Genomic DNA, 10,902 nt, shown 5'->3' with positions numbered 1-10,902 from the left:
CATCAGAACATTTTTCTTTGTACGTTTCTATCACAAAACAATCCTCGATATGCTACCCACATATCAAAGATAGATTTGTCATAAAAATACATCAAGGATTTCTGTCATTATTTTTTTCTAAGGGTAAATTTCTTCTCGCCCCAAACCCCGAACTGCTCAGCAACGCTGTGATCTTCATCTGATAACAGAGTGAAGTTCAGAGATTTCTTCTCAACGAAGTTTGGTAGGCGTTTGACTGGATCAACACTCACACCTAAAACAACCACATTTAGGTCATCAAGCTGTGCTTTGATATCACGCAGGCCTTCAGCTTGCACAATACAACCAGGGGTCATTGCTTTTGGGTAAAAGTAGAAAAGGACTTTTTTACCTTTGAAGTCACCAAGAGATACGATATTGCCATCTTGATCTGGAAGAGAAAAAGCAGGTGCTGGAACACCAGCCGTTAGCGTATTCATGATATTTCCTTTTTAAAAACTGTTTTTGATAAAGTTGAGCGAGCCTTGAACTGATAGGCTCTGACACAGCGAATTGAATTCTTCTTGTAGCTGCATCAAATTACATTCTGATTGCACAGAAGCGGTAATAGAGATATGGAATTGGTCGTTATCGAGCTGAATCTTGGATTTGTTGATGGTTTGTGCGCTAAGCGAGTCGAGGCCGATATCACGGTCTGCGAAGAACTGAGTGAACTGCTCGGTCAGTCCGAGTTTGTCATCTGACTCAACGAAAACTTCTAACGTGTAGGAGTTCTCAATCACATCATGAGGCGAGGTTCGCTTCATAATCGTAATCAAGTCGTGCTCTTGGCCAAGCAAAGGCAGGGTGGTTTCAACCCGGGTAATATTGTTTGCCTTTCCAGACAGTAGCATGATAAGCGTAAACTCTTCGCCAAATAGGGCGATACGGCTATCAATAATGTTACAGCCTGATTGGGTGACCAAATGAACCACTTGGTTGCATACACCTGGGCGATCAGTGCCCACAGCTGTGATTACTAGATGTTGAGTCATAAAATCACGTCTCTATATATTCCATTGATGCTGCATGTTAGCACAGTTAACACGAGGAATAAGCGTGCGAGCGGGGCTTTTTATGAGGCGTTTTGCTTCTCGCGTGCTGTATAGGATGGGAATATCTAGTGTGTGAAAAACAAGAAACGAACAAGAAGAAACAGCTTACCTGTTACTGACATCCAGCGATGCGGCATCCGCTAGATTGAATAAAGGTTAGCCAAATTTATAGGTAGAACGCCGTTAGAAGTCGTCTTACCTCAAACATACAACAATATTTAATGCAGATGTTGCCAGTAAGCCACTTTAATGTCTTGTGTTTATTGATTGGCTTACAGTAACATGCAAAAAGAATAAATTAAGGGAGATAGACATGTTTTCAGGAAGTATAGTTGCGCTAGTTACGCCATTTAACACAGATGGTGAAGTGGATTTCGACAGCCTTAAAAAGCTAGTTGAGCACCATATTGCTGCAGGTAGTGATGGTCTGGTTGCGGTTGGCACAACTGGTGAGTCTTCAACACTCACTATTGAAGAGCATGTCAAAGTCGTCAATAAGATCGTTGAATTTGCAGATGGTCGTATTCCTGTTATTGCAGGAACAGGCGCAAACGCAACTCACGAGTCAGTGTTATTCAGCCGTTTATTAAATGGTTCTGGTATTGCTGGTTGCCTGAGCGTAACGCCTTACTACAACAAGCCGACTCAAGAAGGTTTGTATCAACACTACAAAGCGATTGCTGAAGTAAGCGACGTTCCACAGATTCTATATAATGTACCGGGTCGTACTGCTGTAGACTTGTTACCAGAAACCGTTGCTCGTCTTTCTGAGATCGAAAATATCGTTGCACTGAAAGATGCGACGGGTGATCTCGACAGAATTGCAATTCACCGTGAACTTTGTGGCGAAGATTTTATCTTACTCAGTGGTGATGACTTAACTGGCTTAGAATTTGTTAAGCGTGGCGGCGATGGCGTGATCTCTGTAACCAATAATGTTGCAGCCGCTGATATGGCAACCATGTTCAAGCTAGCGAAAGAAGGTAAGTTTGAAGAAGCAGAAGCGATCAATGAGCGTTTGATGCCTCTACATAAAAACCTGTTCGTTGAGTCTAACCCTATTCCCGTAAAATGGGCGGTTCACAAAATGGGTCTGATTGCTGAAGGTGGCTTACGTCTACCGCTGACTGAACTGTCAGAGCCAGCTCAACCTGTTGTTGCTCAAGCAATGACTGAAGCGTGCATTTACTAAAAACGTATGAAGTGATGCCGAAGCGAACCTTCGGCATTTAGGAGTATAAATGAAGTATTCTCACCAGCTAGTGATTGGGTCACTGGCTGTTTTCGTTCTTACAGCATGTTCTGGCAGCCCGACTCAACGTCGCCAAGCCAAAGATGATTTCGAATACTTAGAAACACCTGAGTTTTCACAGTGGCAATTGCCTGAAGATGCTCAACCTCAATTTTACCCAAACTTTGACATCCCAAGCGGTGAGTTTAGTGGTGGTACCGGTCGTAAAGTGGATATTCGTCCACCACAGCAGGTTCTTGAGCTGATCCCGGGCGCTCGTGCCGAGCGTCAAAATGGTGAAGTGACGCTATGGCTTCTTCGTGCTGAAGAAGCAGACCGAGTGTGGCAAACAGCAGTAGATATGCTGGCTCAACGTGGTATTGGTATTCGTGAACAATCAGAGAATGAGATTGAGACCGATTGGGTAACTTGGGTTTCTGAAGATGAAGATGTAGAGATTGGCAGTCGCTACTCTATCGCTCGTTTCCAAACAAATAACCGCCATGGCTTCAAGATCAACCTAATTGATTGGCGTGAAGGTATTGAAGAGAAACCAGTAACCGCAACCAATAAAGAGCGTTATAACGCGTTTTTAACCAACTTAGTCATGGCTAAGTACGATGAAAACCTTCGTGCTGAAGCTGCGCTGAAAGCGCAAGAGTTGGTGAAGCGTATTCCAATTTCAATGGGTGCTGACCGCAGCGGTTTCCCTGTGATCATTGCTCGTACACCATACAACGTATTCTGGCAGCGTCTGCCTACCTTGTTACCGACGATGGGCTTTGAGCTTGAAGAACGTAATCAATCTCAGGGTACGGTAAAGGCGAAGTACGCTGCACCAGATGATGAATCCTGGGAAGAAATTGGCCTACAGCCTATCGATTTGGCGCCAGGTACATACAACTTCCTATTTGGTGACCTTGGCAACCGTACGTCGATCAACGTGACGGATGCGTCAGGTAAACCAGTAGAAGAAGAGCTGCTTAAGTCAATGGTTCCGGTACTCGCGCATATTGCTGACCAAACCAAAGATGACAAAGAAGCGAAAGCTGAGTAAGCACGACAAAATAAATCATAGAGCTGAGTCATATCAGCTCTATGATTAGCTAAAACCAATAAAAAAGAGGACACAATGTGTCCTCTTTTTTATATTCGTTGAGCAATCAGCAGCGATTTTTCCGCTAATTAGGTTGGCCCATCAGAGTAACAACATTAAGCGTTTTTGTTGTCGGTTGACTCATCTTTTTGAGTTTTCTCTTGGTTAAGCTTATCTAATTGATTTAGCTTATCTAAGTCTTTCTCTGTTTTGTTACGACCTGTCAGATCCATATTGGCGGTCTGTTTGAGCGCAGCAATATTACCTACCACAACGCTAACCACGATGATGATGATAACCCAAGGGTTTGTAAGCCACTCCAACATAAGCGCTCCTAATGATTGATATTTGCTACGAAGCGTGCATAGATTGCGTCTAGCTGCTCCATAATAATCTCATACCCTAATATTGGCTTAGATTGGAGTTGCTTGCCAAGTAAAGTAGGTGATAACTGTGATAAGCACGAGTCTGATACCTTACGGTGGCTAATATGCCACGGTTCAATCGCCACACCGCCAAGGTCTTGGTTGTACGGAAAGAAGAATCCAAACTGAGATGCATGAACAGATAACCATTGATAAAACACTTGCTGGTGGCCAGTAAGGTATTCCCATGGCTCTAATTGCAGCTGTATATCTTCAGGTAAGTGATTACGAGCAAAGACATCGAAATCACAACCCCAATGGTGACGACTCGCTCCGGGAAGCGCAGACCATCTTAGGATCGCCGACAACTTTTGTTGTTCACTGAGTGTTGAAGCATCAAGTGGTTGGCTTTCTGAGTCTAATATCGGCGCTTGACCAGAAAACTTACGATTCCAAATCAGAGATTGCCTTTCATAGTCGCGAAAGCCACTGGCAATCTCCATTTTAAAACCAGCAAGTTGAGCAGCTTCAATCAAATTGTTCAGATCATCTTTGACATCACTGTGAACCAAGAATGTCTTGGTGCCAATCAGGTTAGGTTCCAGATGAGAATCTGATTGTCCGGTAAGCTGCTCTGGTGTCATAACGCGTCTCTCAATAATGGGATGCTATGAATCTCTGGTGAAACACTATTTGGCGAAAAGATTCACTAATGTTCTTTCGTACATATCAGTGAGCTTCTCTAAATCAGCCACTTTCACGCATTCGTTAACCTTGTGAATGGTTGCATTAACCGGACCTAGTTCTACCACTTGCCCTTTCATGCGCGCAATAAAGCGTCCGTCAGATGTACCACCGGTAGTCAATAGCGCGGGTTTCACGTCGTTCACGTAACCAACTGCATCCACGATAGCATCAAGCAACGAGCCAGCGTCTGTTAAGAACGGGTCGCCATTGAATGTCCACTTTAGGTCGTATTCGAAATCGTATTTATCGAGTATTGATGTGATGCGTTCAACGATGATGTCGTTGTTTAATTCTGTACTAAAACGCAGGTTAAATTGAACGTTAAACTCGCCAGGAATGACGTTTGATGCGCCCGTACCTGCGCTTACGTTCGGAATTTGGAAGCTAGTTGGTGGGAAGTAATCATTACCTTTGTCCCACTCAGTCGTTGCCAACTCATTGATTGCAAGCAGAGAACTGTGTACGGGGTTGTTCGCTAGGTGAGGGTAGGCAACATGGCCTTGTGTACCTTTAATCGTTAGATCGCCAGTGATAGAACCGCGACGGCCGTTCTTTACGACATCACCCACGTATTCGGTGCTCGATGGTTCACCCACAATACACATGTCGATGTTCTCACCACGCGCCATCAGCGTTTCAACAACTCGTACCGTACCGTTGATGAAAGGGCCTTCTTCATCTGATGTGATAAGGAAGCCGATTGAGCCTGTGTGATCAGGGTGCTTAGCTATGAATTGCTCTACGGCAACGATCATTGAAGCCAGGGAACCTTTCATGTCTGCTGCGCCACGGCCGTGAAGGAAACCGTCGACTATAGTCGGCTCAAATGGCTTGGTGTTCCATTGTTCAATTGGACCTGCTGGCACAACGTCTGTGTGACCAGCAAAAGCAAACAGAGGTGCTTCTGTGCCACGGCGAGCCCAAAAGTTAGTGGTATCTTCAAATACCATCACTTCGATTTCAAAGCCGAGCGCTTTTAAGCGTTCAATCATTAAGTCTTGGCAACCTGCGTCTTCAGGCGTTACTGATTGGCGGCTAATGAGATCTTTTGCCAGAGCCAAAGTTGGGCTATCTGTCATCCTTGAATTCCTTGTTTAAATAAAACGTATAGTCATTAATTTTTAGGGCGTTGCATCAGTGATCAACGTCCGGTTGTCTTTCGATATAAATGCGGTGCTCTAAGCAAAAATAGCGGCGTATTGGTCAGCTTTAAATCCGATGTGAAGCTTACCGTCCACTTTTAGGATTGGGCGCTTAATCATTGCCGGTTGCTCAACAAGCAGAGACACGGCTTTGTCTTCCGTTAACGTCTCTTTCTGTTCTTGTGAAAGTTGGCGATAAGTCGTACCACGTTTGTTCAGCACAAGTTCCCAACCAAGCTCTGAGCAGAAGCTTGTTACTAGCTCTTCTGTGATGCCTTGCTTGCGATAATCGTGAAATTCGAACTCGATACCTTCAGCTTCGAGCCATTTCTTTGCTTTTTTAATGGTGTCGCAATTTGGGATACCAAACATAGTGATAGTCATTATTCTTCCTTTGGGTGATTTTATTTCATTGTTATGAGTTGAATCCTATCAGGAAGCGGCAATTCAGACAAAATAGAGTGAGGAATATTTCATAGAGTGAAAAAAAAACAGTAAGAAAATGTCACTATTGGAGACTTATTGATCAGCCTCAACATGTTGTCAGCGAAAAAAGAAATAATTGAGCTGCACATATATAGGAGGTGTCAATGGAGTTGAGTCCTGTTTTTGCAAGGCGGCTATATTTAGCATTGTTAGTGGAAAGCCTTGATAGGCCAAATGTGCCTAAACTCATCGAAAAAACGGGTTGGCCTCGTCGTACGATTCAAGATGTACTCAAGGCGCTACCGGGGATCGGTATCGAACTTATGTTTGTTCAAGATGGGCGACGTCATAATGATGGTTATTACCAGTTATCCGACTGGGGGCCGTTTGATAGTCAGTGGGTTCTAGAACGTAAAGGCGATATAGCGACAAGCCTTGGATTTAGTGCATAAGCCAGCGAAAGCTGGCTTTCTTTTGGGCGTCGCAAAATCAGAGCATACAGATATGCTGGTTTACTTATCTGTCTATTTTCTTACTCACACAGATAGGCTGTGCCAAGCATCGTGACAGAAGTGCTAAAGTCTTGGGGAAGTGTAAATATCACCGTATCTGCGCCTAGCTCAATCGTATTCGATTTGAGTTCATTCATGGCGCCCTGAATCAAGGTGTCGTTCGGGAAAAAGAGGTAACTATACCAGTGGCCTTCGCTACCCGTGACCTCCCCTTTATACTCGCACTGCTCAATATTGATAAGGCCGTGGAAATCCATTTGTACTTTGTCCGCTTCATTGTGAGGAGATGAAGTCGGTGTCGTGCATCCCAAAAGGGTTCCACTCATAGCCAAAGCAACCCATTCCTTTTTCATACGTTTATCCTGTTATTTCATCAAATAAATCGCGAAGCCTATCCAGCTTATGATTAATAGTAGCCACGGCAATTTACTGGCGTGGTTTGATGTTGTTTCAACACTGGTATCTACACTGTTCTCTTCATCTAGATTAGCTTGTTGAGTCTGCTTTTCTTTCTGTATGCGTTTCTTGGCTTTATCTGCTTGGCGACTGCGCTCTTTTTGTTGTTTTTTATAGAGTGCGATGCCTTTTTCGATACCTTGAGCGATCAGCTTGGTTTGTTCTTTGGTTTGAGCTGGCTTTTGAGTTGCTTTGGCTATCTTCATAGCTTCTTGTTGAGATTCAACAGACGGCGTATTAGTTTTCATACTGAGTTCGATAATTAAAGCGGATTAGCTAATAAGATAACGCAAACCTAGTTAAGTATGAATGATTTGCGTTAAAGTGTTGGTTTGAAACTAAGTGAAAGTGAGATTTGTGCGGTACTCCATAGAACAATACGATAAGAACGGTTTTTTGAAAGCCCCAATCTTATTATGGTTGGGTTGGTTATTTCTGGCGAAAGCTTTGGTTGTTTTCATCGTTGCTGGCGCTAGCAGAGAGTCGGGAACTGATATCCTCGAAATTATTTATCCAGATCACCACATGTTCTACATTGGGATCGCATTGAGCATTCCTAGTTTACTTATTATGTGGTTGTTTGGGTTGAGATCACCAGATAGAAAACGCTTGAACAAAGTGGTGTCATGGGGGCGTTGGGTAACCATGATCGCTATTTTGGCACAGGGAGCACATACCCTTTATTTAATCTATTTGGACAACGGATGGTTTCGTTGGTCGAATGGGGTAACTTTATTGTTACTCCTGTGGTTAGCACTTTATCTAACCAATAGTCATACCGCTAAAGATTGCTTTAAAGCGGTCGAGCACGAAGACTGATTCTCATCAAAACATTTGTCCCGTTCACAATTATACTTAGAAGCTAAAAATGAAAGGATTAATCTATGCTTAACATCTCAAATGAGCAGTCTCAAATTCAAAGTGCTATCTTGCCAGAAGCTGGGCCTTTCGCTCTTTACGTTCAATTAAAAGTGAATGCTAACGCTGCTAATGTATTAGCGGAACTTCAAAAGCTTCCGAATCTAATCGCCGAGCTTAATCAAACTCAACCAGATGCGTACTTAACTGCATCGGTTGCGTTCTCAAAGGCTTTTTGGGATAAGTTCGAGCAAGCTGCGCCTTCTGACTTAATTGATTTTCCTGCGCTTGGTGAGGGTGATATCACTGCACCGAGCACATTGTCTGATGTTCTGATTCACTGTCATTCAAATCGACATGATCTGCACTTCTTTATCCTACGCAAATTACTATCTGAAGTCGCTGCGGACGTTGAAGTCGTTGATGAAACCTACGGTTACCGCTTCCTCGATTCTCGTGATATGACTGATTTTGTTGATGGTACTGAAAACCCGAAAGACGCACAGCGCGCTGAAGTAGCGATTGTTCCTGAAGGTGAATTTGCTGGTGGTAGTTATGTGATGGTGCAGCGTTTTGTACACAACCTGCCAGCTTGGAATAGATTGAATGTGTCGGCACAAGAGAAAGTGATTGGTCGAACTAAGCCTGATTCAATTGAACTTGATGATGTTCCTGCTGCGTCTCACGTAGGCCGTGTTGATATCAAAGAAGAAGGTAAAGGCCTTAAGATTGTTCGCCATAGCCTACCTTACGGAACCGCTACGGGCGATCATGGTTTACTGTTCATTGCTTACTGTAATGTTCGTCATAATTTTGATGCGATGTTAGAGAGTATGTACGGCGCGACAGATGGTAAAACAGACCAACTGCTTCGTTTCACTAAAGCAGTGACAGGCGCTTACTACTTTGCGCCTTCGACTGATATGTTGAGTGCATTAACGATTAAGTAAATAACCTCGTATGCAGTAAAGAAAAGGAGCCTCAGGGCTCCTTTTTTATTAAAGCTTTATATGAACTGGTCGATATAAGAGCAATCGTGATTTTTATTCATCTTTTTGTAAGTGAAGGTCTATGGCTATAACTGTTAATACGAATGTCTCAGCGCTGGTGGCCCAGAGAAACCTCTCTAATGCCAACAACATGCTGAACCAATCTTTGGAGCGCTTGGCTTCAGGGAGTCGTATTAACAGTGCTAAAGACGACGCTGCAGGCCTACAAATCTCGAATCGACTCGAAGCGCAGATGAGCGGCATTGATGTCGCAGTGCGAAATGCGAATGATGGCATATCCATTATGCAGACCGCAGAAGGCGCGATGAATGAAACCACCAATATCATGCAACGTATGAGAGATTTGTCACTGCAAGCAAGCAACGGCTCAAATAGCCAGTCGGAAAGAACGGCGATTCAAGAAGAAATTACTGCTTTAAACGATGAGCTGAATCGTATCGCAGAGACCACCTCATTTGGTGGTAAAAAACTTCTTAACGGTAGCTTTGGTAGCTCTTCATTTCAAATCGGTGGCAGTTCAGGTGAGGCTGTGCAGATCGGTTTAAAAAGCATGCGTACTGACGACATCAACATGGGTGGTTTTAGCTATGTTGCCAACGGCATGGCAAGTGACTTATGGGAAGTGAAGCCCGATCAGAATGATATGACAATGTCATTTACTGACCGTTTTGGTCAGCCACAAGAGATCACCATCAACGCGAAAGAAGGCGACGATATCGAAGAGTTGGCGACTTATATTAATGGTCAAACGGATCTCGTCTCTGCTTCCGTCAATGATGAAGGGCAGCTTCAGATCTATATGTCTGGCGAAGACACGGCAGGCACGATCTCTTTCTCAGGTTCGTTAGCCAGTGAGCTTTCGATGTCGGCGGGTTATTACGAGTCAGTCGATGACATCAATGTGACTGATGTAGGTGGTGCTCAGCGTGCAGTCTCTATTTTAGATACAGCGATGAAGTATGTAGATAGCCATCGTTCCGAACTCGGCGCAATGCAAAATCGCTTTGATCATGCTATCAATAACCTTGAAAATGTTCATGAGAACTTGGCGACATCAAATAGTCGTATTAAAGATACCGACTACGCCAAAGAAAGCACTCAGATGCTTAAGCAACAAATACTACAACAAGTCAGCACCACTATTTTGGCTCAAGCTAAGCAAGCTCCCAATCTAGCTTTAACGCTGCTAGGCTAATAAATTAAGTTTAATTTTATAACGGTGTTCTAGCTTAACCAAAGCCCTTTGGTTAATAAAAACACAACTTTTTGCCCGACTGACTCCTCGACAACTTTAGCGTTTTTTTGATCTTTTTTTGATAATTTCACGACTAGTCACGCTTTCTTCTCCTTTATCGCTATTTCTTTAATTTTGTTGTTTTTTTTCTAAAGGTTTCAGCACTCACGCCGTTATTAATAGTAACTTAGAGATAACTACTTGGTTTTCCGAGACGTCGGAAACCGCTATACCGGAAAATCAATTGGAGAAATCACCATGGCAGTGAATGTAAATACAAACGTTTCAGCGATGACAGCGCAACGTTACCTAAACAATGCTAATAGCGCACAACAAACATCGATGGAGCGCCTAGCTTCAGGCTCTAAAATCAACAGCGCAAAAGATGACGCTGCGGGCCTACAAATCTCTAACCGTTTGAACGTTCAGAGCCGCGGCCTTGATGTTGCTGTTCGTAACGCGAACGACGGTATCTCTATTGCACAAACTGCTGAAGGTGCAATGAATGAGACGACGAACATCCTGCAACGTATGCGTGATTTGTCTCTACAATCTTCAAATGGCTCAAACTCAAAATCTGAGCGTGTAGCGATTCAAGAAGAAGTAACAGCACTAAACGACGAATTAAACCGTATCGCAGAAACCACGTCTTTTGGTGGTAACAAACTGCTTAACGGTACTCACGGTACTAAATCATTCCAAATCGGTGCGGATAACGGTGAAGCGGTAATGCTTCAACTGAAAGACATGCG

The 10,902-nt window shown here is 43.6% G+C and carries 13 protein-coding genes and 2 pseudogenes; 7 read left to right on the top strand and 8 right to left on the bottom strand.

Features of this window, described 5'->3' with window-relative positions; genetic code table 11:
- Positions 1-125 precede the first annotated feature (125 nt).
- Together bcp and L8S15_RS21465 are read right to left on the bottom strand one after the other, a co-directional pair.
- A pseudogene (gene bcp, locus L8S15_RS21470) lies at positions 126-458 on the bottom strand (thioredoxin-dependent thiol peroxidase); the annotation flags it as partial.
- Between the two features lie 12 nt (positions 459-470).
- The gene (locus L8S15_RS21465; RefSeq protein ID WP_010436587.1) at positions 471-1,013 is read right to left on the bottom strand and encodes a glycine cleavage system protein R; all 543 of its coding nucleotides are present in this window, start codon (positions 1,011-1,013) and stop codon (positions 471-473) included.
- Between the two features lie 373 nt (positions 1,014-1,386).
- Between L8S15_RS21465 and dapA the strand changes: the two genes are divergently transcribed.
- Entirely contained in the window at positions 1,387-2,265 is an 879-nt protein-coding gene (gene dapA, locus L8S15_RS21460; RefSeq protein ID WP_010436589.1) for a 4-hydroxy-tetrahydrodipicolinate synthase, read from the top strand.
- A gap of 49 nt (positions 2,266-2,314) precedes the next feature.
- The gene (gene bamC, locus L8S15_RS21455; protein ID WP_010436591.1) at positions 2,315-3,361 is read left to right on the top strand and encodes an outer membrane protein assembly factor BamC; all 1,047 of its coding nucleotides are present in this window, start codon (positions 2,315-2,317) and stop codon (positions 3,359-3,361) included.
- 155 nt (positions 3,362-3,516) lie between these two features.
- Here bamC and L8S15_RS21450 read toward each other — a convergent pair whose 3' ends face one another.
- The 4 genes from L8S15_RS21450 to L8S15_RS21435 all read right to left on the bottom strand — a co-directional run bounded on the left by L8S15_RS21450 (position 3,517) and on the right by L8S15_RS21435 (position 6,038).
- Positions 3,517-3,726 carry a DUF2897 family protein gene (locus L8S15_RS21450; RefSeq protein WP_010436593.1) on the bottom strand — a complete coding sequence of 70 codons (210 nt, stop codon included), beginning with the start codon at positions 3,724-3,726 and terminating at the stop codon, positions 3,517-3,519.
- A gap of 8 nt (positions 3,727-3,734) precedes the next feature.
- The gene (locus L8S15_RS21445) at positions 3,735-4,409 is read right to left on the bottom strand and encodes a M15 family metallopeptidase (RefSeq protein ID WP_016787737.1); all 675 of its coding nucleotides are present in this window, start codon (positions 4,407-4,409) and stop codon (positions 3,735-3,737) included.
- Positions 4,410-4,454: 45 nt separating this feature from the next.
- The gene (dapE, locus tag L8S15_RS21440; RefSeq protein WP_016787736.1) at positions 4,455-5,591 is read right to left on the bottom strand and encodes a succinyl-diaminopimelate desuccinylase; all 1,137 of its coding nucleotides are present in this window, start codon (positions 5,589-5,591) and stop codon (positions 4,455-4,457) included.
- Positions 5,592-5,690: 99 nt separating this feature from the next.
- Positions 5,691-6,038 carry an ArsC family reductase gene (locus L8S15_RS21435; RefSeq protein WP_010436602.1) on the bottom strand — a complete coding sequence of 116 codons (348 nt, stop codon included), beginning with the start codon at positions 6,036-6,038 and terminating at the stop codon, positions 5,691-5,693.
- A 206-nt stretch (positions 6,039-6,244) separates the two neighbouring features.
- Between L8S15_RS21435 and L8S15_RS21430 the strand changes: the two genes are divergently transcribed.
- Positions 6,245-6,532: a helix-turn-helix domain-containing protein gene (locus L8S15_RS21430; protein WP_004741665.1), complete on the top strand. Its 288-nt coding sequence runs from the start codon at positions 6,245-6,247 to the stop codon at positions 6,530-6,532.
- 80 nt (positions 6,533-6,612) lie between these two features.
- On the opposite strand, the gene L8S15_RS21425 is transcribed toward L8S15_RS21430, so the two are convergent.
- Both L8S15_RS21425 and L8S15_RS21420 read right to left on the bottom strand, forming a co-directional pair.
- Positions 6,613-6,945 carry a DUF4156 domain-containing protein gene (locus L8S15_RS21425; RefSeq protein WP_010436610.1) on the bottom strand — a complete coding sequence of 111 codons (333 nt, stop codon included), beginning with the start codon at positions 6,943-6,945 and terminating at the stop codon, positions 6,613-6,615.
- A gap of 12 nt (positions 6,946-6,957) precedes the next feature.
- Positions 6,958-7,296, bottom strand: coding sequence for a DUF2956 domain-containing protein (locus tag L8S15_RS21420; RefSeq protein ID WP_280575107.1), 339 nt, complete (start codon positions 7,294-7,296; stop codon positions 6,958-6,960).
- 109 nt (positions 7,297-7,405) lie between these two features.
- On the opposite strand from L8S15_RS21420, the gene L8S15_RS21415 reads away from it, so the two are divergent.
- The 4 genes and pseudogenes from L8S15_RS21415 to L8S15_RS21400 all read left to right on the top strand — a co-directional run.
- A complete protein-coding gene (locus L8S15_RS21415; protein ID WP_010436616.1) occupies positions 7,406-7,867 on the top strand; it encodes a DUF2919 domain-containing protein in 462 nt (153 codons plus the stop codon).
- Between the two features lie 65 nt (positions 7,868-7,932).
- Positions 7,933-8,856: a Dyp-type peroxidase gene (locus L8S15_RS21410; protein ID WP_010436619.1), complete on the top strand. Its 924-nt coding sequence runs from the start codon at positions 7,933-7,935 to the stop codon at positions 8,854-8,856.
- 121 nt (positions 8,857-8,977) lie between these two features.
- Positions 8,978-10,111 carry a flagellin gene (locus L8S15_RS21405; RefSeq protein ID WP_065101112.1) on the top strand — a complete coding sequence of 378 codons (1,134 nt, stop codon included), beginning with the start codon at positions 8,978-8,980 and terminating at the stop codon, positions 10,109-10,111.
- 297 nt (positions 10,112-10,408) lie between these two features.
- Positions 10,409-10,902 (top strand): annotated as a pseudogene (locus tag L8S15_RS21400) (flagellin B); the annotation flags it as partial.

Origin of the sequence: Vibrio sp. S/42/10, assembly GCF_029890535.1 — a bacterium.
Lineage (GTDB): Bacteria > Pseudomonadota > Gammaproteobacteria > Enterobacterales > Vibrionaceae > Vibrio > Vibrio cyclitrophicus.
Note: the sequence above shows the minus strand (reverse complement) of the source record. Positions and strands in the feature narration are given on the sequence as shown.